This is a genomic window from Streptomyces sp. CNH189 (assembly GCF_000527195.1).
The window spans coordinates 36806-58381 of the sequence record NZ_AZUS01000002.1 but is presented as its reverse complement, the minus strand read 5'-3'; the positions used below and the strand labels follow the sequence as shown (position 1 = coordinate 58381).

22 protein-coding genes and 3 pseudogenes are annotated in these 21576 nt (G+C 73.7%); 11 read left to right on the top strand and 14 right to left on the bottom strand.

The genetic code is table 11. The annotated features are described in order from the left end of the window. Positions 1-118: 118 nt before the first annotated feature. Genes B100_RS0103065 through B100_RS0103055 form a run of 3 tightly spaced genes read right to left on the bottom strand, consistent with a single transcriptional unit; the run spans position 119 to position 1720 of the window. Positions 119-352 (bottom strand): hypothetical protein, encoded by a 234-nt coding sequence (locus tag B100_RS0103065; protein WP_024883004.1) that lies wholly within the window; start codon positions 350-352, stop codon positions 119-121. Positions 353-390: 38 nt separating this feature from the next. Then, on the bottom strand, positions 391-822 hold the full coding sequence (locus tag B100_RS0103060; protein ID WP_024883003.1) for an Asp23/Gls24 family envelope stress response protein: 432 nt from the start codon (positions 820-822) through the stop codon (positions 391-393). Positions 823-856: 34 nt separating this feature from the next. Next, positions 857-1720, bottom strand: coding sequence for an alpha/beta fold hydrolase (locus tag B100_RS0103055; protein ID WP_024883002.1), 864 nt, complete (start codon positions 1718-1720; stop codon positions 857-859). Between the two features lie 67 nt (positions 1721-1787). On the opposite strand from B100_RS0103055, the gene B100_RS0103050 reads away from it, so the two are divergent. Further along, complete coding sequence (locus B100_RS0103050) at positions 1788-2243, top strand: MarR family transcriptional regulator (protein WP_024883001.1); 456 nt, start codon at positions 1788-1790, stop codon at positions 2241-2243. Between the two features lie 50 nt (positions 2244-2293). Here B100_RS0103050 and B100_RS0103045 read toward each other — a convergent pair whose 3' ends face one another. Next, positions 2294-4237, bottom strand: coding sequence for an AfsR/SARP family transcriptional regulator (locus B100_RS0103045; RefSeq protein WP_024883000.1), 1944 nt, complete (start codon positions 4235-4237; stop codon positions 2294-2296). A 111-nt stretch (positions 4238-4348) separates the two neighbouring features. Between B100_RS0103045 and B100_RS0103040 the strand changes: the two genes are divergently transcribed. The 4 genes from B100_RS0103040 (at position 4349) to B100_RS0103025 (ending at position 8546) form a co-directional block, all read left to right on the top strand. Then, on the top strand, positions 4349-5227 hold the full coding sequence (locus B100_RS0103040; RefSeq protein WP_024882999.1) for an alpha/beta fold hydrolase: 879 nt from the start codon (positions 4349-4351) through the stop codon (positions 5225-5227). Positions 5228-5332: 105 nt separating this feature from the next. Then, complete coding sequence (locus B100_RS0103035; RefSeq protein WP_024882998.1) at positions 5333-5815, top strand: DUF4396 domain-containing protein; 483 nt, start codon at positions 5333-5335, stop codon at positions 5813-5815. Positions 5816-6284: 469 nt separating this feature from the next. Continuing rightward, entirely contained in the window at positions 6285-7796 is a 1512-nt protein-coding gene (locus B100_RS0103030) for a SulP family inorganic anion transporter (RefSeq protein WP_024882997.1), read from the top strand. 132 nt (positions 7797-7928) lie between these two features. Next, on the top strand, positions 7929-8546 hold the full coding sequence (locus tag B100_RS0103025) for a VOC family protein (protein WP_024882996.1): 618 nt from the start codon (positions 7929-7931) through the stop codon (positions 8544-8546). Between the two features lie 120 nt (positions 8547-8666). Here B100_RS0103025 and B100_RS37450 read toward each other — a convergent pair. From B100_RS37450 to B100_RS0102990, 9 genes and pseudogenes are all read right to left on the bottom strand, one after another. Continuing rightward, positions 8667-8897 (bottom strand): annotated as a pseudogene (locus B100_RS37450) (CAP domain-containing protein); the annotation flags it as partial. Positions 8898-8980: 83 nt separating this feature from the next. Then, a pseudogene (locus B100_RS37445) lies at positions 8981-9058 on the bottom strand (hypothetical protein); the annotation flags it as partial. Between the two features lie 212 nt (positions 9059-9270). Beyond that, a complete protein-coding gene (locus B100_RS0103020; RefSeq protein ID WP_024882995.1) occupies positions 9271-9978 on the bottom strand; it encodes an AAA family ATPase in 708 nt (235 codons plus the stop codon). A gap of 44 nt (positions 9979-10022) precedes the next feature. Further along, positions 10023-11288 carry an ArgE/DapE family deacylase gene (locus B100_RS0103015; RefSeq protein WP_024882994.1) on the bottom strand — a complete coding sequence of 422 codons (1266 nt, stop codon included), beginning with the start codon at positions 11286-11288 and terminating at the stop codon, positions 10023-10025. Between the two features lie 74 nt (positions 11289-11362). Next, positions 11363-12811, bottom strand: coding sequence for a sensor histidine kinase (locus tag B100_RS0103010; protein WP_024882993.1), 1449 nt, complete (start codon positions 12809-12811; stop codon positions 11363-11365). Continuing rightward, positions 12812-13531: a response regulator transcription factor gene (locus B100_RS0103005; protein ID WP_024882992.1), complete on the bottom strand. Its 720-nt coding sequence runs from the start codon at positions 13529-13531 to the stop codon at positions 12812-12814. Between the two features lie 385 nt (positions 13532-13916). Beyond that, positions 13917-14486: pseudogene (locus B100_RS0103000) on the bottom strand (CE1759 family FMN reductase); the annotation flags it as partial. Beyond that, a complete protein-coding gene (locus tag B100_RS0102995; protein WP_024882990.1) occupies positions 14483-15601 on the bottom strand; it encodes an LLM class flavin-dependent oxidoreductase in 1119 nt (372 codons plus the stop codon). The pseudogene B100_RS0103000 and the gene B100_RS0102995, both read right to left, overlap by 4 nt. Positions 15602-15665: 64 nt before the next feature. Continuing rightward, complete coding sequence (locus tag B100_RS0102990; protein ID WP_037722408.1) at positions 15666-16163, bottom strand: MarR family winged helix-turn-helix transcriptional regulator; 498 nt, start codon at positions 16161-16163, stop codon at positions 15666-15668. Positions 16164-16277: 114 nt separating this feature from the next. On the opposite strand from B100_RS0102990, the gene B100_RS0102985 reads away from it, so the two are divergent. The 4 genes from B100_RS0102985 to B100_RS0102970 all read left to right on the top strand — a co-directional run bounded on the left by B100_RS0102985 (position 16278) and on the right by B100_RS0102970 (position 18343). Continuing rightward, positions 16278-16613, top strand: a complete 336-nt coding sequence (locus B100_RS0102985; protein ID WP_024882988.1) for a YnfA family protein — start codon at positions 16278-16280, stop codon at positions 16611-16613. Positions 16614-16765: 152 nt separating this feature from the next. Further along, on the top strand, positions 16766-17542 hold the full coding sequence (locus B100_RS0102980) for an SDR family NAD(P)-dependent oxidoreductase (RefSeq protein WP_024882987.1): 777 nt from the start codon (positions 16766-16768) through the stop codon (positions 17540-17542). Then, positions 17542-17730, top strand: a complete 189-nt coding sequence (locus B100_RS0102975; protein ID WP_024882986.1) for a hypothetical protein — start codon at positions 17542-17544, stop codon at positions 17728-17730. The genes B100_RS0102980 and B100_RS0102975 overlap by 1 nt, the downstream gene beginning before the upstream one ends. A gap of 49 nt (positions 17731-17779) precedes the next feature. Further along, positions 17780-18343: a dihydrofolate reductase family protein gene (locus B100_RS0102970; RefSeq protein ID WP_024882985.1), complete on the top strand. Its 564-nt coding sequence runs from the start codon at positions 17780-17782 to the stop codon at positions 18341-18343. Positions 18344-18362: 19 nt separating this feature from the next. Here the strand turns inward: B100_RS0102970 and B100_RS0102965 are convergent, their stop codons facing one another. Further along, positions 18363-19556: an RtcB family protein gene (locus tag B100_RS0102965; protein ID WP_024882984.1), complete on the bottom strand. Its 1194-nt coding sequence runs from the start codon at positions 19554-19556 to the stop codon at positions 18363-18365. A gap of 215 nt (positions 19557-19771) precedes the next feature. Between B100_RS0102965 and B100_RS0102960 the strand changes: the two genes are divergently transcribed. Further along, the gene (locus B100_RS0102960; protein ID WP_024882983.1) at positions 19772-20596 is read left to right on the top strand and encodes a DUF3558 domain-containing protein; all 825 of its coding nucleotides are present in this window, start codon (positions 19772-19774) and stop codon (positions 20594-20596) included. Between the two features lie 133 nt (positions 20597-20729). Then, the gene (locus B100_RS0102955; RefSeq protein WP_486585583.1) at positions 20730-21557 is read left to right on the top strand and encodes a DUF3558 family protein; all 828 of its coding nucleotides are present in this window, start codon (positions 20730-20732) and stop codon (positions 21555-21557) included. Positions 21558-21576: the final 19 nt, after the last annotated feature.

Genomic DNA, 21576 nt, shown 5'->3' with positions numbered 1-21576 from the left:
CCTCCGACCAGGCCCGGTCCCGACGGGAGGCCGGCCCGAGGCTCTCATCCGGCGGCGGTGACCGTGGTCGCTGCGTGCTCTCGGCGGCCGATGCCCGGACGTCGCTCCGCTTCGCCGGTCACCGCATCCGGTCCCCGCGAACCCGAGCCCGTCGGCGGTCGTCGCGGATCCATTCCTGCCGGTCCCGGCGGCGGACGAAGTCGCCCGGCCCGAGATCACCTTGCGTGAACCGCCCGATCACGAGACCGGCGATGCCCAGCGCGAGCACCAGCAGAAATGCCCAGCCGTTACCGAAATACGCGGCGAAGCCCAGCGCGATTCCGGCCATCAGACCCACCTCGGCCCTGCTCATCACGCGTCCCTTCGCCCACTCGGCCCCTTGCGCCCCCGCTACCGGATCCGCTGCTGGTCCTCGCCTTCGTCCTCCTCGTCAGGGAGCTTCACGTCGCCGACCGTGATGTTGACTTCGACGACTTCCCTGCCCGCCATCCGCTCCACCGCGGAGATCACACTTTCCCTTACCTCACCGGCGACGTCCGTGATCGAGAAGCCGTACTCGACCACGATCCCCAGTTCGACGGCCGCCTGCAGTTCTCCCACCTCGACGTCGACCCCGCGGGTGACGGACTTGCCGCTGCCGGCACCGGGCATCCGCTCCCTCACGGATCCCATGGAACGGGCGAAACCACTGCCCAGGTCATGGACCCCGGGCACGTCCCGTGCCGCCATTCCCGCGATCTTCGCCACCACCACGTCGGCGACCGTCGTCCTGCCACGATCAGCGGGAGCGCCACCGTGCCTTACACCGGTGTTCTCGGCCATCGGAGATACCTCCTCCAGAGGACTACGTGTCCCTTTATAGCCCAATTGTATTATTTTCCCCCAGGAAGCGCGTCAGCTGGTCGTCCAGCTCCTCCGGGCCGGCGAGGGGAAGCGAGTGGTGGGTGGCTCCGGGGAGGACCGTCACCTCGCCCCGAGGCAGGGCCCGGCGGGCCGTGTCCGCCACCTTGGCGGCGCGGTGTGCGCGGCTGTTCTCGGCGAGCAGGACAAGGACCGGCATGGTGAGGCCGGCGGTCCGGGGGCGGCGGCCGGCGATCAGCTTGCGGCCGGGGACGGTGGTGGCCAGCGCATAGAGGCGCTGCCAGGTCTCGTCCGGGTGGTGGCCCGCCGTTTCCCAGGACAGGAACGCGCGGGCCCGGGCCTCGGTCGGGCGGATCAGTGAGGGCAGTGCGCGCAGCAGGTAGCCGGGCCGGAACCCGGCGAACACCTGGGTGGGGTCCACGAGGGCGAGCCGGTCGACCCGCTGCGGCGCGCGCACCGCGTACGTGGCGGCCAGCCAGGCACCGTAGGAGTGACCGCACAGGTGCGCGCGGGCCAGCCCCAGCCCGTCGAGCAGCGCGTCCAGCCAGGCCGTCAGGTCGTCGGCGCCCTTCAGGGGAGTACCCCGGCGTTCGGTGCGGCCGGCATCACCCAGCAGGTCCACCGCGTACAGCCGGTGGCGGCGGCCGAGGGCCGGGGCGTTGGCGAACCAGACCAGGCCGGTGGCGGAGCCGCCCGGCAGCAGCACCAGAGGACTGCCGCCCGCCGGACCGTGGACGTGGACCCGGGTGGGCCCGTAGGGGGTCTCCACGTCGCGTTCCTCGGTGGACTCGGGCCAGCGGGCGCGGAGTTCCTCGTAGGCGCGGTCGAAGGCCGAAGACGGTGCGGACTGGACGGACACGGAGACACCCCTCGCTCGGCGATACTCTCGTTCAGCGAGATAATAGGACGGTTTCGAGGGAGTGCGCATGGACGAGCGGGGTCCGGCCATGGAACTGGTGCATCTGCTGCGGGCGGTGACCGTGGAGTTCGACCTGCTGGGGGCCGAGTTCGCCGCGCGCCACGGTCTGCATCCCACCGATGTGCGCGCGCTGATCCACCTGCTGGACGCGGCACGGTCCGGCACCCGGGCCACGCCCGGCCGGCTCGGCGAGCAGCTGCGCCTCAACTCGGCGGGGACCACGGCGCTGGTGGACCGTCTGGAGCGGCTGGAACTGGTCCGGCGCAGCAGGGACACCGTCGATCGCCGGCGCGTGCTGCTGGAGGTGGAGGAGAAGGCCACCCGGCTCGGGTGGGCGTTCTTCGGCCCGGTGATCGACGAGGTGGTGGCGGCCTCGGACGACTTCGACGCGGGCGAACTGGCCACGGTGCGCCGCTTCCTGACCTCGGTGCTGGAGTCCGTCCGGGCCACACGTACGCCCTGACGTGGGCCAGGCCGGCCACACTCCCGTCGGGTGAACGGTCGTGGAGCGGGTCAGGCTGGTGGCCCCGCGCAGTCCCGCGCCTCGGCCAGGTAGGACGTCACCGGGCCGAGGGTGAGCAGACCGGAGGCGCCGCCCGCCTGTTCGGGGCGGGCGTGCGCGAGGGCCTCGGCGACGCGGGCCGCGGTGGTGCGCTCGCCCAGGCGGGCGGCGGCGCGGGCGGTGAGGCACCACAGGGCTTCCTGGAGGTGGTCGGGCGGTGGGGCGGGCGCCGCGGCGAGGGCGGCGCGGGCCTCGTCGGCGCGGCCCGCGTCGAGGAGGAGCAGGGGCTCCGCCCAGGGGCGGTACGGGCCCCAGTCGAGGCGGGGGTCGGCGGGCGCGGGCCGGCCGTGCAGCAGGCGCAGGCCCAGCAGGGCGAGCGGGAGCAGGCCGCGGTGCAGCCCCGGCATCCCGGCCGTCCGCAGGACCTCGTCGGCGTCCCGGTACCGCGCGGCGACCGTGGCGGCGGACGGTCCGCCCGGCTCGGTGCTGCGGGTGGCCGCGGCCCGGGCCCGGTACCAGCGGGTGAGGACGGGCACGAGGGGCGCCTCGGTGGTGGCGGCGAGCCGTTCGGCTTCCTCGGCGTGCGCGAGCGCGGCGTCCAGGTCGCCGAGGGCGGAGGCGGACTGCAGCCGTACGAGCCGGCCGAGCACGGCGAAGGCCGGCAGCCCGTGCCGGGTGGACAGGTCGAGGATCTCGGCGCCGACACCGTCGCGTTCCGCCGCGCCTCCGGGGCGGGTGAAGGACTGCAGGAACACGCCGTTGAGGGCGAACACCAGCAGGGCGGGGTCGCCCAGGTCACGGGCCAGCGCCTCGGCCCGCCGTGCCGCGTCCCGCGCGCGTTGCCGCTGCGGCCCGGACACGTCGGCGCTGCGGCTCTCGACCGCGACCGTGGCCAGGAGGCGGGCCGTCAGGTCGGCGGGGCCGTCGGGGCCGAGCGCGGCAAGGATGCGCTCGGCGGCCGCGACGACCTCCCGGGACTGCGCGGGGTCGTCGGCCCGGCTCCACAGGGCGGGCACGTCGTAGGCGCCGATGATCCGCGCGGTGAGGGTGAGGTCACCGGTGCGTTCCGCCGCGCGGACGGCGGCGAGGCGGTCGTGCCGGGCGCGGACCAGCGCGTCGCCGCCCGCCAGGGCGAGGGTGCGGGCCAGGTCCACGGTGGTGCGCGGGCCGAGCCGCACGCCGGGGCCGGTCCAGGTGGTGGCGGTGGCGCCGGACGGGGCGGCCCCGCCCAGGATGTCCGTCTCCAGGCGCCGGAGCTCGTCGCCGGGGTCGAGTCCGAGCCGGTCGGCGAGCATCACGCGGGCGCGGCGCAGGGTGTCCAGGGCGTCGGCCCGGCGGCCCGCGCGGTGCAGGGCGCGGGCGAGGAGCGTCCAGGCGGGCTCGCGCCACGGGTGCGCGGCGGCATGGTCGCCCAGCTCGGCGACGAGGCCGGCGCCCTCGCCGTGGTCGAGGAGGGCGCGGGCGTGCAGTTCCACCGCCTCCGCCCGCAGCTCCTCCAGCCGTACGCGCTCGCGCTCCGCCCACGCGGCGCCGGTCACGTCGGCGTAGGCGGGTCCGCGCCAGGCCGTGAGCGCCTCACCGAGTGCGGTCACCGCGCCGGGGGTGTGCCGGGCGCGGGCCAGGGCGTCCTCGAAGCGGTGGACGTCCACGTCCTCGCGCGGCAGGCGCAGGGCGTAGCCGGGACCTTCGGTGACCAGGACGCGCGACGGGGTGCGGGGCGTGCGGCCGGGTTCGAGGGCCCGGCGCAGCGCGGCGACGAACGTGCGCAGGGCGCCCACGGCGCGGGCCGGCGGCTCGTCGCCCCACAGGTCGTCGACGAGGGTGCCGGTAGTGACCATCCGTCCCTCGGCGGCGACGAGCCGGGCCAGGACCTCGCGGTGGCGGGGCCCGCCCAGGGCGGCCGGGGCGCCGTCGTCGCCGAAGGCCCGTACGGCACCCAGCACGTCGATTCGCATGCCCCCATCCTCGCGGCCCGGGCCGGTCCGGCCCAGCCGTACTGATCGGCTGCTGATCGCGGTGGCCGACGCTTCCCGGGTCAGTGCCCCACCAGGAAAGACGGCTCCGCCATGACCCTCTCCCTCCCCGGCTTCGACCACGTCCGCCTGCCCGGCGCGGACGGCGTGGAACTGGCCGCCGCCGTCGGCGGCGCCGGCGGCCCGGTCGTGCTCCTGCACGGCTTCCCCCAGACGCACCTGATGTGGCGGCACGTCGCCGAGCGGCTGGCCGCCGAGCACACGGTGATCTGCCCCGACCTGCGGGGCTACGGCGCCAGCGGCAAACCGGCCGCCGACACCTCCGACGTCTACGCCAAGCGCACCATGGCGGCGGACGTCGTCGCCGTGGCGGCGGCGCTCGGTCACGACCGCTTCGCCCTCGTCGGCCACGACCGGGGCGCCCTGGTCGCCTTCCGGGCCGGTCTCGACCACCCGGACACCATCACCCACCTGGGCATTCTCGACGTCGTGCCGACGCTCGACATGTGGAACGTCCTGCACGGCGTCTCGGCGGCGGTCGGCTACCACCTCTTCCTCATGGCCCAGCCGCCCGGTCTGCCGGAGGCGATGATCGCGGGCAGCGCGGACGCGTTCTTCGGTTCGTTCCTCGACGCCTGGGCTGCCGACCCCGCCGCTCTGCCGCCGGAGGTGCGGGCCGAATATCTACGGGCGAGCGCGGCGGCGGTGCCGTCGATCGTCGCGGACTACCGGGCCTCGGCGGGCATCGACATCGCGCACGACCGGGCCGACCTGGACGCGGGATCGCAGCTCGCCATGCCCGTCACGGTCGTCCAGCAGGACTGGGGCGCGCAGCTGGGCTACGACGCGGCCGAGGTGTGGCGGGCCTGGGCACCGGACCTGGACCACCGGCTGACCCGGGCGGGGCACTTCATGGCGGAGGAGGCGCCCGACGAGGTCACGGCGGCAATCCGGGACCTGCTGGCCCGCTGAGTCCACCGGAAAGCCCCCACGACGGAATACCCCTGGGGGGTATATTGTTGCGGCGCGTGGGGGCACACGGTCCCCGTGGCAGCACCTCGAAGGGGGATGAGGTTCATGGACCACGCCATGCACCACCCGGGGCACCACTCCGGCACCGCGCACGGCGCCACCTGGACGATGGCGGTGCGGGCCACGCTGCACTGCCTGCTCGGGTGCGCCCTCGGCGAGATCCTCGGCATGGCCATCGGCACATCGCTGATGTGGGGGAACGTCCCGACGATGGTCCTGGCCATCGCCCTGGCCTTCGTCTTCGGTTACTCCTTCACCCTCTTCGCCGTGGTGCGCGCCGGGGTGTCGCCGAGGGCGGCGGTCAAGATCGCGCTGGCCGCCGACACCGTCTCCATCGCGGTGATGGAGCTGGTCGACAACGCGATCATCGCGCTCACCCCGGGCGCGATGGACGCGCAGCTGTCCGAGGGGCTGTTCTGGTACGCGCTGCTCGGCGGGTTCGCCGTGGCGTTCCTGATCACCACCCCGGTCAACAAGTGGATGATCGGCCGGGGCAAGGGCCACGCGGTGGTCCACGCCCACCACTGAGCCGTCGGGCGCCCCTGCCCGTCCGGGCGCCCGCTTCCGTCCGTGCCCACCGGACGTCCGGTGGGCACGGCGGCCGGCCGTGGGCAGGCCGAGGGTAAAGTGGGCGGGTCTGCCGGGTCGGGGCCGACGAAGCCCCCGGCGAAGACCGCAGTCGATCCGCAGTCCGTTCCGGCATCCGGTCAGCAGTCCCTTCCGGAGTCCGGTCAGGAGTCCGAACCGGAGTCCGGGCAGGAGTCCTGTCCGCAGTCGCAGTCCGCAGGAGAGAGCGTGCGCATGTCCGTCAGGCCGGGCGCCGCCGCCTTCCCCCCGTGACCCTCCGTCCCCGGGCGGCATCCGGCGTACGTCCGCGCCGCCTCACCGTGGTCCACGGGACCCGCGGCCACCGGACCCGTACGGGACTGCCGCGCCCAGCCCCCTCCGCGAGCCCGCCCGAACAGGGCGCGCCCGAGCACGACAGGTTGCCCTTCTCTTGTCCACGCCCTCCGTCCCGTCCCCGTCCGCCTGGCTGCGCGGCTCCCGGCGCCCGTCCTGGCTGTCCGACCCGAAGGTGCTGCGCACCGAGGTGCTCGGCGGCCTGGTCGTCGCGCTGGCGCTGATCCCCGAGGCGATCTCCTTCTCGATCATCGCCGGGGTCGACCCGGCGGTCGGTCTTTTCGCCTCGTTCACAATGGCGGTGACCATCGCGGTCGTCGGCGGCCGGCCCGCCATGATCTCCGCGGCGACCGGCGCCGTCGCGCTCGTCATCGCGCCGCTCAACCGGGAGCACGGCTTCGGGTACCTGGTCGCCGCGGTGATCCTCGCCGGGGTGTTCCAGATCGTGCTGGGCGCGATCGGCGTGGCCAAGCTGATGCGGTTCGTGCCGCGCAGCGTGATGGTCGGGTTCGTGAACTCGCTGGCGATCCTGATCTTCATGGCGCAGGTGCCGGAGATGACGGACGTGCCCTGGCCGGTCTACCCGATGATCGCCGCCGGGCTGGCGCTGATGGTGTTCTTCCCCAAGCTCACCACCGTGGTCCCGGCGCCGCTGGTGTCGATCGTGATCCTCACCGTGATCACGGTCGCGGCCGGGATCGCCGTGCCCACCGTGGGCGACAAGGGCGACCTGCCGTCCTCGCTGCCGGTGCCGGGACTGCCGGACGTGCCGTTCACGCTGGACACGCTCACCACCGTCGCGCCGTACGCCTTCGCCATGGCGCTGGTCGGGCTGATGGAGTCGCTGATGACGGCCAAGCTGGTCGACGACATCACCGACACCCGCTCCTCCAAGACCCGCGAGTCGCTGGGTCAGGGCGTCGCCAACATCGTCACCGGCTTCTTCGGCGGCATGGGCGGCTGCGCGATGATCGGCCAGACGATGATCAACGTGCGGGTGTCGGGCGCCCGGACGCGGCTGTCGACGTTCCTGGCGGGCGCGTTCCTGATGGTGCTGTGCATCGTGTTCGGGCCGGTCGTCTCGGACATCCCGATGGCGGCGCTGGTCGCGGTCATGGTGATGGTGTCGGTGGCCACGTTCGACTGGCACTCGATCGCCCCGAGGACGCTCCGGCGGATGCCGCTCGGGGAGACCGTCGTCATGCTGGTCACGGTCGCCTGCGTGGTCGCCACCCACAACCTCGCCGTCGGTGTCGTCGTCGGCTCGGTCGCCGCGATGGTCGTCTTCGCCCGCCGCGTCGCCCATCTGGCCGAGGTCACCGCGGTCACCGACCCCGACGGCGGCACGGTGGTCTACCGGGTCACCGGCGAGCTGTTCTTCGCCTCCTCCAACGACCTGGTCGGCCGGTTCGCCTACGCCACCGACCCCGGCCGGGTGGTGATCGACCTGTCCGCCGCCCACATCTGGGACGCCTCCTCGGTGGCCGCGCTCGACGCCATCGAGACCAAGTACGCCCAGCGCGGCACGACCGTCGAGATCGTCGGGCTGAACGAGCCCAGCGCCCGCATCCACAAGACGCTCAGCGGCGAACTCACCGGCGGTCACTGAGACGCCGGGGCGGCCGGAGGGGCGCCCCGGCGGACTTGTCAGGCCGCCCCGGTGCCGGTCGGCGGGACGCGCCCCGGCACCGGTCAGTTTCCGAGAAGCGCGGGCGGCCCGTGCGCCCCTACCGTCGTCGGCATGAACTCCATCGACTCCGTCACGCTGGAAGTGGACGACCCCACGGCCGCCGCCCGCTTCTACTCCGACGCCTTCGGCCTCGGCGGGGACCGGGTGCGCCTGCGCGCGTCCGCCGAGCCCACGAGCGGCTTCCGCGGTTTCACCCTGTCCCTGATCACGTCCCAGCCCGGTGACGTGGACGCGCTGCACCGGGCCGCCCTCGACGCGGGCGCCACCCCGCTGAAGCCCGCCGAGAAGTCGCTGTGGGGCTACGGGGGCGTCGTCCAGGCCCCCGACGGCACGGTCTGGCAGCTCGCGACGTCGTCGAAGAAGGACACCGGCCCCGTCACCCGGACGGTCGACGAGATCGTGCTGCTGATCGGCGTCGAGGACGTGAAGGCGACCAAGCGGTTCTACGTCGAGCGCGGCCTCACCGTCGGCAAGAGCTTCGGCGGCCGGTACGTCGAGTTCGCCTCCGACCCCGGCACCGTCAAGCTGTCGCTGTACAAGCGCCGGGCGCTGGCGAAGGTGGCGGGGGTGTCCGCCGACGGCACCGGTTCCCACCGCGTCGTCCTGAGCAGCCCCGTCGGCCCCTTCACCGACCCGGACGGCTTCGTCTGGGAGGCGCCCGGTCGGTAGCCGAGGGGGACACGGCGCCCGGTCAGTACCCGAACGGGACACGCCCGGTCGGTAGCCGAAGACCTGGGTCCAGGTCCAGTCCTTGCTGACCACGCCGACGCCCGGGCTGGTCAGCGAGCAGTTCAGGATGTTGGCGCGGTGACCGGGCGAGTTCATCCAGGCCTCCATGACGCCCGCCGCGGAGCCCTGGCCCCGGGCGATGTTCTCCGCACCCGGGCTCCGATGTCCCTGCGCCTGGGCGCGGTCCACGAACGTGCTGCCGTCGCGCCCGGTGTGGGAGAAGCAGCCGTTCGCCCACATGTCCTCGCTGTGCGCCTGGGCCGCCCTGGCGAGCCGGTCGTCGAGTTCCACGGGAGCGCGGCCCGCCTGGGCCCGCTGCGGACCAGCCAGGACCTGAAGCGGGCCGGATCGTCCAGCGACCCGAGGGAGCCCAGGACGCGCAGCATGGTCTCCCGCACCACGTCGTCGACGTCGGGGTGTCCGTCGAGGGCCCGGCCGACGACGTTGTACACCAACGGCAGGCAGGCGGCGACCAGTTCGTCCTGCACCCGCCGGTCACCGCGCCGTGCCGCCTCGACCGTCCCGCGGCTCGGGTCGCCGCCCCGTCCCCCGCCGGGTGCTGTGCTCGCGGCCACGCTCGTCCACGCTCCTTCTCGGTCCGGGCCGTCCGCCCGTCATGGCAGGAGAGCCACCGCCCGGGTCCGGATAACGGAAGGTCCGGACGTCAGTCCAGGACGTGCCGGAGGTAGGCGGCCGGGTCGGTGAGGTAGCGGCGCCAGTGGTCGACCAGGGCGAGGTCCTGCCAGGCGGTGCGCCGCAGTCCGTGGTCGCCGACCTCGACGATGTCCGCGCCGGGAAGGGCGGTCAGCAGCGGGGAGTGGGTGGCGCACACGATCTGCGCGCCGGCCCGGGCCAACTGGTCGATGTGACCGAGGAGTTCCAGGCAGGAGGAGAAGGACAGGGCGGCCTCCGGCTCGTCCAGGACGTACAGGCCGGGCCGCAGGAACTTGTCGCGGAACGCCGCGAGGAAGCCCTCGCCGTGGCTGCGCTCGCCGGGGGCGAGCCCCTCCCGGTCGAGGGCGTCCAGGGCGGTCTCGGCGCGCAGGAAGAAGCCCTGGCGGGCGGACCAGGAGGCGAGCATCCGGCGGCCGCCGGGGGCCGCGTCGAAGCGGATGTGCTCGCCGAGCACCGACTTGGCGCGATGGCTCGCGTAACGCCACTCGTGGGAGCCGCCCCACGAGTCCAGGCCGAAGCCCTCGGCGAGCGCCTCGACCAGGGTCGACTTGCCGGAGCCGTTCTCACCGACGACGAAGGTCACCGGCGCGGTGAAGCGCAGGCCGCCGTCGAGGAGCGCGCGGACGCAGGGCACGGACCAGGGCCACTCCCCCGCGTCGTACACGCCCACATGTGCGTACGCACGTTCGATGATCACGGGTCGAGTGTGTCACGCCCTCCCCGCGCGGGCAGCCGGGCGGATCACTTCGTCCCCACCGTCCGCAGCACCGTCAGCACGAGGGTCCGCGCGGCCTCCACCACCTCCCGCACGCTCACGTGCTCCCGCTCGCTGTGGGCCACCGCGATGTCGCCCGGACCGTACTGCAGGGCCGGTATCCCGGCGCCGGTGTAGTGCCTGAGGTCGCTGCCGTACGTCGCCCCGCGCCGCCGGGGTGCCGGGCCGCCCGTCGCGTCGGTGTGCGCGCCGGCGACCGCGTCGGCGAGCGGGTGGCCCTCCGGCAGCATGCCGCTCGCGAACTGCCCGCCCGGCCAGGTCACCGTGGCCGGATGTCCGCGCAGCCAGGGGTCGGCGGCGCACGCCTCGGCCACGCACCGCTCCAGCGCGGCCCGCGCCCGCGCGGGGTGCTCGCCGAGCCGCACGCCGAACCTCCCCTCGGCGACCAGCAGGTCGGGCACGCTGCTGGCCCAGTCCCCGGCCCGCAGCGTGCCCACCGACAGGCCGTACGGGATCGGGTACTCGGCGAGCAGCGGGTCCGGGTCCCGGTTCCGTTCGGTCTCCAGCGCGGCCAGCGCCCGGTGCAGCGGGAGGTAGGCGTCCACGGCGCTCACCCCCTGCTCCCGGGAGCTGCCGTGCGCGGCCTTCCCGGGCACGGCGAGCCGGAACGTCAGCGCGCCCGCGTTGGCGGTGATCAGGGTGCCGGCGGTGGGTTCGGCGATGACGCAGGCGTCACCGCCGTGGCCGCGCCGCAGCGTGCCGAACGCGCCGAGGCCGCCGTCCTCCTCGCCGACCACGAAGTGCGCGGCGACCCGGCCGCGCAGCCGGATCCCCGCCGCCCGTATCGCGGCGAGCGCGGCGAGGTGCGCCGCGAGCCCGGCCTTCATGTCGCACGCCCCGCGCCCGTGCACCACGTCCCCCGTCACCCGCGGCACGTACGGGTCCCCGGCCCACGCGGCCAGGTCTCCCGGCGGTACGACGTCGACGTGCCCCTGGAGGATCAGCGTGGGCCCGTCGCCCCCGTCGGGCGTGGTGCCGACCAGCCCCCAGGCCTCCTCGCGCGGCGCCTCCGTGCCGGGGAACTCCGGGTCGGCGCGCAGCGCGGGCAGGTCCATCGACCACAGGTCGACGTCCATCCCCAGCCACTCCAGCCGCCCGGCGAGCTGATGCTGCAGCTCGGACTCGGCGGCGCTCCCCGTGACGCTCGGTACGGAGATCAGTTCCTTCAGCGTCCGCGCCGTGGCCGCCTCGTCGACCGCCGACAGTGCCGCGGCCTCGTCGTCCGTGAGCATGCGCCCCTCCCCTTCCTCCCCCGGGGCGACCCGTCACCGCCCCCGCATCCATACCTGCGCCGGGCGCGGACCGGCTACGCCTCCGAGTGCACCCGGTCCGCCGTCGCCCCGGCGACCGTGAACCCGGTGACCGTGCCGCCGCCCTCCCGCCGGAAGGCGTACGGCGCGCCGCCGTGGGCGAGGGCGACCTCGCGGACGATGGACAGGCCGAGACCCGAGCCGGGCAGGGAACGGGCGTCGGCGGCGCGGTAGAAGCGGTCGAAGACGCGGGTCAGGTCGTCGTCGGCGATGCCCGGCCCCCGGTCGCGCACCTCCACCCGGACCGTGCCCGGGCGGGCCGGGCCCGCGATGCGGATCTCGACCGGGGCGCGGCCCTCCCGGTCGAACTTCACCGCGTTCTCGACCAGGTTGGACAGCGCCCGGGTGAGCATCCCGGGCCGCCCGTCGGTCGTGGTGTCGCCGCTGGCGTGCACCACGACCTCCCGGCCCGTGCGCCGCCGCGCGGTGCCCGCCACGTCCTCGGCGACGTCCGTGAGGTCGACCCGCTGCGGCGGCTCGGTGTCGGACTGCCCGGCGGCGAGGTCGACCAGCTCGTTGACCAGGTCGGTCAGCTCGCGGGCCTCCTCGGCGAGGTCCGTGACGAGTTCCTCGCGGCTGTCCGGCGGGAGTTCGTCGATGCGGCGCAGCAGCGAGATGTTGGTGCGCAGCGAGGTGAGCGGGGTGCGCAGCTCGTGCCCCGCGTCCTGGACCAGCCGGCGCTGGTCCTCCTCGGACTGGGCGAGCCGGCCCAGCATCCGGTCGAAGGCGCGGCCGAGGCGCCCCACCTCGTCGTAGCCGGCCACCGGCACCTGGATGCCGAGCCGGCGGGTGCGGGCGACGGCCTCGGCGGTGTGGGTGAGCACCACCAGGCGGCGGGTGATGCGCCGGGCCAGCCACCAGCCGAACAGGCCCGCGCCGACCACCACGGCCGCCATCAGCAGCAGCGTGCGCCGCTGCAGCGCCCGCAGCAGGTCCTCGGTGTCGCTGAACTCCTGCGCGACCTGCACCGCGCCCCTGCCGCCGCCCAGGGAGACGGTCGCGACCCGGTAGACGTCGTCGCCGACGTCGACACCCGCGTGCACGACCACGTCCCCGGCGTCGGCGGAGCCCGCGATGCGGCGGTCGGCGTCGACCACCGGCAGCCCGGGGTCGCCCGGGTCGACGATCCCGCCGTCCGGCCCGAGCACCTGCACGTCGGTCCGCGCCGGGCGCACCAGGTCGTGGCCGGGCGCGGCGGAGGAGAAGTCGTGCGGCGACATCCGGTTCGTCCGGACCTCGCCCCGCAGGTCCCGCACCACCTCGTCGAACACGGACTGCTGGTCCACCCGCACCAGCCGCGCGGCCGCGTTGTACGACAGGAAGCCGATGAGCAGCGTGACGGTGGCGGTCACCGCGGCGAACGCGACCGCGAAGGTGGTGCCGAGCGACAGCAGGCGCAGCCGGTGGCGCGGGACGGCCGGTCCGCGCGCACCGCCGGCGGTCACTCAGCCCTCCCGCAGGACGTAGCCCACGCCGCGGACCGTGTGGATCAGCTGGGGGGCGCCGGGCTCGTCGAGCTTGCGGCGCAGGTAGCCGACGTAGACGGCGAGGTTCTTGGAGCCGGGGCCGAAGTCGTAGCCCCAGATGCGGTCGTAGATGGTGGAGTGCTCGAGGACGACGCCGGCGTTGCGGATCAGCAGCTCCAGCAGCTCGAACTCGGTGCGGGTCAGCTCCAGCTCGCGGTCGCCGCGCCAGACCCGGCGCGCCTGCGGGTCCATACGCAGCCCGGCCGCCTCCAGGCAGCGCCCGGAGGGTGCCGGTCCGGGGGCCTCCGGCTGCTCGGGCTCCGCGGTCACGGGCGCCGCGCGGCGCAGCAGGGCGCGCAGCCGGGCGAAGACCTCCTCGACGTCGAAGGGCTTGACGACGTAGTCGTCGGCGCCCGCGTCGAGTCCGGCGATCCGGTCGGCGGTCTCCACCAGCGCGGTCAGTATCAGCACCGGGGTGCGGTCGCCCTCGGCGCGCAGCACCCGGCACACCTGGAGGCCGTCGATGCCCGGCATCATCACGTCGAGCACCAGGACGTCGGGCCGGGTGCGGTGGGCCTGCGCGAGGGCCTCGACGCCGTCGGCGACGGCCGTGACGTGGTAGCCCTCCAGGGTCAGCGCGCGCTCCAGCGCGTTGCGGATGGCGCGGTCGTCTTCGGCGAGCAGAACGGTGTGCGGCACCCGCACAGTGTGCCAAGCCGCCGGGGCCGGGCGGCCCCGGCGGCGGCCGGGTGGCGTGCTTCTTACCGCTGTCTCACCCGCCGGGACGCAGCGCGGCGAGCCGCTCCTCGAAGGGGGTCACGCTCTCGAACGTGTCCTTCCTGGGCACCGGAGCACCCGCCCCGCCCCCCTGCCGCCCCGGCCCCCGGCCGGTGGGCGGTCCCTGCCGGGACCCCGCGTCACCGGGGCCGGCGGCCGCCCCCGCCGACGGCTGACCCTCGGCGGTTTCCGACCCGGCCCCCGCCGACGGGTGACCGTCAACGGTTCCCGACCCAGCCGGGCCCCGGCCCACCGGCGCCTGCGGGAACCTCGGGCCGCCGGGGACGGGCGACGGACGGCCCGCCGCAGGCGTCTGGCGCGGGAAGGAACGGGCCGCCGAGGTGGCCGACATCAGCGCGGCCAGTTCACCGGCCGCCCGTTCGATCCGCCCGTCGAGACCCTCGGCGCCCCAGTCCTCGGAGGCCGCGTAGACCCCGGTCGGGACGACGACGGCCCGCAGGTAGGCGAAGAGCGGCCGCAGCGCGTGGTCCAGCACCAGCGAGTGCCGTGCGCTGCCGCCGGTCGCCGCGATCAGCACCGGCGTGCCCGCCAGGGCGTCGGCGTCGGTGGAGCTCAGCGCGTCGAAGAAGGACTTGAACAGCCCGCTGTACGACGCGGAGAACACCGGGGTGACCACGATCAGCCCGTCGGCCCCGGTCACCGCGTCGAACGCCTCCGCGAGCGCCGGGCCGGGGAAGCCGTTGGTGAAGGTGTGCGCGATCTCCACGGCGAGGTCCCGCAGCTCGATCACGCGGACGTCGGCGCGGCCCGGCTCGGGGGCGGTCGCGGCCGGGGCGGCGACCGCGGCGAGCCGGTCGCCGAGCAGCCGTGTGGAGGACGGCACGCTCAGCCCGGCCGACACGACGACGATCCTCATGTCCGCGCTCCTTCCCGGTCCTTCGCGGTGTCCTCGGCGGTGTTCCTCCCGCCGGCGAGCAGCGAGGCGTGGGTGGGCGCCTCGGGCACGTCCGCCGGGCGGTCCTTCGCGAACTCCTTCCGCAGCACCGGCACGACTTCCTCGCCCAGCAGGTCGAGCTGCTCCAGCACCGTCTTCAGCGGCAGACCGGCGTGGTCCATCAGGAACAGCTGGCGCTGGTAGTCGCCGGCGTAGTCGCGGAAGGACAGCGTCTTCTCGATGACCTGCTGCGGGGAGCCCACGGTCAGCGGGGTCTGCGCGGTGAACTCCTCCAGCGACGGCCCGTGCCCGTAGACCGGGGCGACGTCGAAGTAGGGGCGGAACTCGCGCACCGCGTCCTGGGAGTTCTTCCGCATGAACACCTGACCGCCGAGGCCGACGATCGCCTGCTCGGGGGTGCCGTGCCCGTAGTGGGCGTAACGGGCCCGGTACAGCTCGACCATGCGCTTGGTGTGGTCGGCCGGCCAGAAGATGTTGTTGTGGAAGAAGCCGTCGCCGTAGTACGCGGCCTGCTCGGCGATCTCCGGCGAGCGGATGGAGCCGTGCCAGACGAACGGCGGCACGCCGTCCAGCGGGCGGGGCGTGGAGGTGAAGCCCTGCAACGGAGTGCGGAACTTCCCCTCCCAGTCGACGACGTCCTCGCGCCACAGGCGGTGCAGCAGGGCGTAGTTCTCGACGGCGAGGTTGATGCCCTGGCGGATGTCCTGGCCGAACCAGGGGTAGACCGGGCCGGTGTTGCCCCGGCCCATCATCAGGTCCACCCGGCCGTCGGCCAGGTGCTGGAGCATCGCGAAGTCCTCGGCGATCTTCACCGGGTCGTTGGTGGTGATCAGCGTGGTGGAGGTGGAGAGGATCAGCCGCTCGGTGCGGGCCGCGATGTAGCCGAGCATGGTGGTCGGTGAGGACGGCACGAACGGCGGGTTGTGGTGCTCACCGGTCGCGAAGACGTCCAGGCCCACCTCCTCGGCCTTCAGCGCGATGGCGACCATGGCCTTGATCCGCTCGCGCTCGGTCGGCGTGCGCCCCGTCGTCGGGTCGGGGGTGACGTCCCCGACGCTGAAGATTCCGAACTGCATGGCCGCTCACCCTCCAGGTTGTTTACGCTTCAACTATACCCCTGGAACGACACCCCGGCCCGTCCTATTCCATCCGTCGCGGCTCCCCCGCCCGCAGCCGGGCCGCCTGCTCGGCGCCGTACTCCGTCGTGCGCCGCATGTGCTCCACGAACAGCTCCAGCTCACCGTCGTCCAGGTCGTCGAACAGCGCGAACCAGCCGTCCCCGACCCGCTCCCACATCCGCCCCACCTCGGCGGCCCGCTCCGGCACCGGCGCGACCAGCACCAGCCGCCGGTCGGCCGCGTCCCGCTCCCGGACCACGTACCCCGCCCGCTCCAGCCGGTCCACCAGCCGCGTCGCCGACCCGGTGGTCAGACCCGTCAGCTCCGCGATCCGGCCCGTGGTCACCGGGCCGCGCTCCAGGGTGAGCAGGTTCAGACACTGCAGGTCCGTCGGATGCAGCCCCAGACGGTCGGCGAGGGCCTGGTTGAACAGGGCGTACGACGCCATGTACCGCCGGGCCACCACGCCGAGCTCCGCCAGCAGCCGCGACCGCGCGTCCGTGGGCGACCCCGTCCCCATGACACCCCTCACCCGTCCGTCCGCTCCGTCCGTCACGGGGCATGTATCCCCGGCGCACCCGGTCCCAGGCACCCTCCAACAGGTGACACGGTCCGGACGTGCGAGGCTGCGGCCATGCTGATCCTCCGCTCCGCCGCCCTGTTCGTCCTCGCCGCGATCCTGGAGATCGGCGGCGCCTGGCTGGTCTGGCAGGGCGTCCGCGACCACCGCGGGTGGATGTGGGCGGCCGGCGGGGTCCTCGCCCTCGGCGCCTACGGCTTCGTGGCCACCTTCCAGCCCGACGGGCAGTTCGGCCGGGTGCTCGCCGCGTACGGCGGCATCTTCGTCGCCGGCTCGATCCTGTGGGGCGTGGTCGCCGACGGCTACCGCCCGGACCGCTGGGACATCACCGGCGCCCTGGTGTGCCTCGCCGGGATGGCCGTCATCATGTGGGCCCCGCGGAGCGGCTGAACCGGCTCGCGCACGGGCTCCGCGCACCGCCCCCGAGGACTCCCCGGCCCCCGCTTATGCTGGCCGGGCGACGGCCCCGCCCGCGCCCGCTGCGCGCCCGCGCCGGCCGTCCGCCCGTCCGCCCTCACCACCGCTCGCCCGAGGAGCAGCCCATGGCCACCGCCGTACCGCCCGCCGCGTCCCGTATCGCCGTCGTCACGGGAGCGAGCAGCGGGATCGGTGCCGCCACGGCGCGCCGGCTCGCCGAGGCCGGGTACCGCGTCGTCCTCACCGCCCGCCGCAAGGACCGCATCGAGGCGCTCGCCGAGGAGCTGACCGCGGCCGGCCACTCGGCGACGGCGTACCCCCTCGACGTCACCGACCGCGCCGCCGTGGACGAGTTCGCCACCGCGTTCAAGACCGTCGGCGTGCTGGTCAACAACGCGGGCGGCGCCCTCGGCGCGGACCCGGTCGCCACCGGCGACCCGCAGGACTGGCGCACGATGTACGAGACCAACGTCATCGGCACCCTCAACCTCACCCAGGCCCTGCTGCCCAAGCTGGACGCGAGCGGCGACGGCACGGTCGTGGTCGTCTCCTCCACCGCCGGCCACGCCACCTACGAGGGCGGCGCGGGCTACGTCGCCGCCAAGCACGGCGCGCACGTCCTCGCCGAGACCCTGCGCCTGGAGATCGTCGGCCGCCCGGTGCGCGTCATCGAGATCGCGCCCGGCATGGTGAAGACCGAGGAGTTCGCCCTGACCCGGTTCGGCGGCGACGCCGAGAAGGCCGCCAAGGTCTACCAGGGGGTCGCCGAGCCCCTCACCGCGGACGACGTGGCCGAGACCGTCACCTGGGCGGTGACCCGCCCGCCGCACGTCAACATCGACCTGCTGGTCGTCCGCCCGCGGGCCCAGGCGTCCAACACCAAGGTGCACCGGGAGGCGTGATGACCACGGACGGCGGGACGGCCGAGGGCGCCGCCCCGGACGGCGGCGGGACCACGGACGGCGAGCGCCGCCGCCTCGCCCTGGAGAAGAAGCGTGAGCGCTACGTCTGGTACTACCTCGGCTACTTCCTCTTCGGCATCCACATCGTGGCGTTCGTGATGATCTACGCGGTGAAGCACGCCAAGTAGGCCCATCCTGTACGGGTACGGGGGACCCCGACACCGAGGAGGACGGGCCATGCGCGACGTGACCTACGCGATGAGCATCTCGCTCGACGGCTACATCACCGGGCCGGACGGCGGCCTCGACTGGTCGGCGCCCGACCCGGACGTCTTCCGCTTCTGGATCGACGAGACCCGAAAGCTCGGCGTCCATCTGCTCGGCCGGCGGCTCTACGAGACGATGCTCTACTGGGAGACCGCCGCCGACGACCCGTCACTCGGTGACGCGGAGCGCGAGTGGACCGACGTGTGGAACCCCCTGCCCAAGGTGGTCTTCTCCCGCACGCTGACAGAAGTGAGGGGCAACGCCCGCCTGGCCTCCGGCAGCGTCGCCGAGGAGATCGCACGACTGCGGAAGGAGCCGGGCGAGGGCGAGATCGCGATCGGCGGACCGACCCTCGCCGCCGAGGCCGCCGCGGCGGACCTGATCGACGAGTACCGCACGGTGGTCCACCCGGTCCTGGTCGGCGGCGGCACCCGTTACTTCCCCCACGACGAACGCCGCGTCACCCTCGACCTCGTCGAGACCCGCGCCCTCACCCCGAACGTGCTGTACACGCGCCACCGCGTGCGGAGGTGACCCCGCACGCGGCGGACGCTCAGCCCTTGACGCACACAACCTGCTTCAGCTTCGCGACGACCTCCACGAGGTCCCGCTGCTGGTCGATGACCTGCTCGATCGGCTTGTAGGCGGCCGGGATCTCGTCGACCACGCCGGAGTCCTTACGGCACTCCACGCCCCGCGTCTGCTCCTCCAGGTCCTTCGCCGTGAAGCGCCGCTTCGCCGCGTTGCGGCTCATGCGCCGACCCGCGCCGTGCGACGCGGAGTTGAAGGACGCCGTGTTCCCCAGACCCTTCACGATGTACGAGCCGGTGCCCATCGAGCCCGGGATGATCCCGTACTCGCCGGACCCCGCGCGGATCGCGCCCTTGCGGGTGACGAGCAGGTCCATGCCGTCGTAGCGCTCCTCGGCCACGTAGTTGTGGTGCGCGCTGATCTCCTGCTCGAAGGTCGGCTTCGCCTTCTTGAACTCCTTGCGGACCACGTCCTTCAGGAGCGCCATCATGATCGAGCGGTTGTACTTCGCGTACTCCTGGGCCCAGAACAGGTCGTTACGGTACGCCGCCATCTGCGGGGTGTCCGCGACGAAGACCGCGAGGTCGCGGTCGACGAGGTTCTGGTTGTGCGGGAGATTCTGGGCGACCCCTATGTGGTGCTCGGCCAGTTCCTTGCCGATGTTGCGGGAACCGGAGTGCAGCATCAGCCAGACGGAACCGACCGTATCGGTGCACACCTCGACGAAATGATTCCCGGACCCCAGTGTTCCCATCTGCTTCGTCGCCCGCTCCTCGCGGAACTTCACCGCGTCCGCGACCCCGCCGAAGCGGGTCCAGAAGTCGTCCCAGCCGCCCGTCGCGAAGCCGTGCAGCCGGCCCGGGTCGACCGGGTCGCCGTGCATACCCCGGCCGACCGGGATGGCCTGCTCGATCCGCGAGCGCAGCCGGGACAGGTCGCCCGGCAGGTCGTTCGCCGTCAGGGAGGTCTTCACCGCGGACATGCCGCAGCCGATGTCGACGCCCACCGCCGCCGGGCACACCGCGCCCCGCATCGCGATGACCGAGCCGACCGTCGCACCCTTGCCGTAGTGCACGTCCGGCATGACGGCCAGGCCCTCGATCCAGGGCAGGGTGGCGACGTTGCGCAGCTGCTGGAGCGCGCCCTCCTCCACCGTCGCCGGGTCCGTCCACATGCGGATCGGCACCTTCGCACCCGGCAGTTCCACGTACGACATGAGGTCCCCATTCCCCCGGAAAATGTACAGAAGTCGAAAACCGCAAAACCGGCGCCAAGGTCGACGAAAAGGGATGACGGACCGGCGTCCACGGCAGTGCGTGCGATACACATTGTCTGCGAACGGCGCCCCCCTGCGGCAAGCGATTAACCAGCGGGGACACTGGACAGACCCGGCGGGCCGCGGCCCGCACCCACCGTCGAGAGGACCCGACCGTGCAGCGGAAGGCGTACGTACCCGGCGTCGCCGCGCTCCTGATGGCCGTACTGGCCGGCTGCACCGGAAGTTCCGACAGCGGAGGGCAGTCGGACAACTCCAACCCCGGCAGCGCCGGTACGGCGTCGCAGGCGGCGCAGCCCGGCAGGTACGCCACCCTTCCCGAGCCGTGCGGCGCGGTCGACGCCCGGACGCTGGAGGAACTCCTGCCCGGCCTCACGGAGTTGACGGACGAGCAGCTGCGGGAGAAGGCGTACGGGGGCGAGGCGACGCTCACCTACGACACCGACCGCAAGGTGGGCTGCCGTTGGAAGGTGGAGTCGACGGCGGCGACCGACCGGCTGCTGGTCGACCTGGAGCGGGTCGTGTCCTACGACAACGCGGTGAGCGACGACGCCCAGGCCGAGGAGCTGTTCGCGCGGATGCAGACGGCGGCGCGGCTGCCCGTGCCGACGGTGACGGGGTCGGGCTCGCCCTCCCCGTCGGCGACCGGTCCGACGGGCCCGGCCGCCACCGGCACGCCCGCGGCGCCCGGTTCGTCCCCGGCCTCCTCGACCGCCTCGCCGTCCGTCGCGCCGTCCGATCTCCAGCCGCGGGTGCTGGAGGACCTGGGCGACGAGGCGTTCCTCGACGACGCCCTCGACAGCTCCGGTTCGACCGCTCAGGAGCGCACCGTGACTGTGGCGTTCCGCACGTCCAACGTCATCGTCACCATCGAGTACGCGGAGCAGCCGGTGACCGTCGGCGCGGTGCCGGACAGCAAGGAAATGCAGGACAGAGCCCGGAAACTGGCCGCCGAGCTGTCCGACTCGCTGGGCGGCTGAGCCTCGTTCACCGCCCCTTCACCCTCTGCGCGAAGCCCCCGAAGTACGGCCGTACGGGTGACGGGGCGCGTACCGTGACCCCTCGGACACCGTTCCGACCGCAGGGAACACGAGCGTCATGAGTGAAGGAACCATGCAGCGACGAGCACAGCGAGAGCAGCCCGAGCGAGCCAAGCGCCTGACCCGCGTCCTTGTCTGCGCGGCAGCCGTCCCCGTGATGCTGGTCGCCTCCGGCTGCTCCTCGGACTCCGGCTCCGAAGGCGGCGGGGACAAGGCCGCGAGCGCCTCCGCGTCGGCGAGCCCGTCCCCGACCGTGCAGGCGGCGGCGTACCGGACGCTGCCCGAGGCGTGCGGCGTGCTGACGAAGAAGACCCTCAAGGATCTGGCGCCGAAGGCCAAGTCGGGCAAGGAGGGCGGCTCCGACGACGTGGCCTCGCGGGCCAGCTGCTCCTGGAGCAGCCTGGACAACAACGGGGTCAAGGGGTCGCAGTTCCGCTGGCTGAACGTGTCGCTGATGCGTTTCGAGTCGGACACCACGCGCGGCCCGGGCGAGAAGCTGGCCGAGGAGTACTACGACAAGCAGGTGCGTGCCGCCCGGGTGGTGGAGGGCGCGAAGGGCGTCCGCGCGGTGCCGGTGGCCGGCACCGGGGACGAGGCGACCTCGGTGAGCTACGACCTGAAGAAGAAGGAAGGCACCTTCAAGCAGCAGACGGTCGTGGCGCGCGTGGAGAACGTGGTCGTCACCCTCGACTACAACGGCGCGGGTCTGGCCGGCGACAAGACGCCGGACGCGGCGGCGCTGCTGTCGGACGCCAAGAAGGCGGCCAGGGAGGCCGTCCTCTCGGTGACGAGGGCGAACGGCTCGGCGTCGGCGAGTGGTTCGCCGTCCGCGCCGGCGTCGGGGAAGCCGTCCGCACCGGCCTCCGGGTCGGCCTCGGCGTCGACCGCCGGCAAGAGCTGAGCCGCCTCATCAGGAACCG

Excerpts from the sequence above, each read along its gene's own strand:
- B100_RS0103060 (WP_024883003.1), bottom strand. The coding sequence starts at position 822 with ATGGCCGAGAACACCGGTGTAAGGCACGGTGGCGCTCCCGCTGATCGT.
- B100_RS0103035 (WP_024882998.1), top strand. The coding sequence starts at position 5,333 with ATGGACCACGCCATGCACCACCCGGGGCACCACTCCGGCACCGCGCAC.
- B100_RS0103065 (WP_024883004.1), bottom strand. The coding sequence starts at position 352 with ATGAGCAGGGCCGAGGTGGGTCTGATGGCCGGAATCGCGCTGGGCTTC.
- B100_RS0102980 (WP_024882987.1), top strand. The coding sequence starts at position 16,766 with ATGGCCACCGCCGTACCGCCCGCCGCGTCCCGTATCGCCGTCGTCACG.
- B100_RS0103050 (WP_024883001.1), top strand. The coding sequence starts at position 1,788 with ATGGACGAGCGGGGTCCGGCCATGGAACTGGTGCATCTGCTGCGGGCG.
- B100_RS0102970 (WP_024882985.1), top strand. The coding sequence starts at position 17,780 with ATGCGCGACGTGACCTACGCGATGAGCATCTCGCTCGACGGCTACATC.
- B100_RS0102985 (WP_024882988.1), top strand. The coding sequence starts at position 16,278 with ATGCTGATCCTCCGCTCCGCCGCCCTGTTCGTCCTCGCCGCGATCCTG.
- B100_RS0102975 (WP_024882986.1), top strand. The coding sequence starts at position 17,542 with ATGACCACGGACGGCGGGACGGCCGAGGGCGCCGCCCCGGACGGCGGC.
- B100_RS0103015 (WP_024882994.1), bottom strand. The coding sequence starts at position 11,288 with ATGCTCACGGACGACGAGGCCGCGGCACTGTCGGCGGTCGACGAGGCG.
- B100_RS0102965 (WP_024882984.1), bottom strand. The coding sequence starts at position 19,556 with ATGTCGTACGTGGAACTGCCGGGTGCGAAGGTGCCGATCCGCATGTGG.
- B100_RS0102990 (WP_037722408.1), bottom strand. The coding sequence starts at position 16,163 with ATGGGGACGGGGTCGCCCACGGACGCGCGGTCGCGGCTGCTGGCGGAG.
- B100_RS0103040 (WP_024882999.1), top strand. The coding sequence starts at position 4,349 with ATGACCCTCTCCCTCCCCGGCTTCGACCACGTCCGCCTGCCCGGCGCG.
- B100_RS0102995 (WP_024882990.1), bottom strand. The coding sequence starts at position 15,601 with ATGCAGTTCGGAATCTTCAGCGTCGGGGACGTCACCCCCGACCCGACG.
- B100_RS0102955 (WP_486585583.1), top strand. The coding sequence starts at position 20,730 with ATGCAGCGACGAGCACAGCGAGAGCAGCCCGAGCGAGCCAAGCGCCTG.
- B100_RS0103045 (WP_024883000.1), bottom strand. The coding sequence starts at position 4,237 with ATGCGAATCGACGTGCTGGGTGCCGTACGGGCCTTCGGCGACGACGGC.
- B100_RS0103025 (WP_024882996.1), top strand. The coding sequence starts at position 7,929 with ATGAACTCCATCGACTCCGTCACGCTGGAAGTGGACGACCCCACGGCC.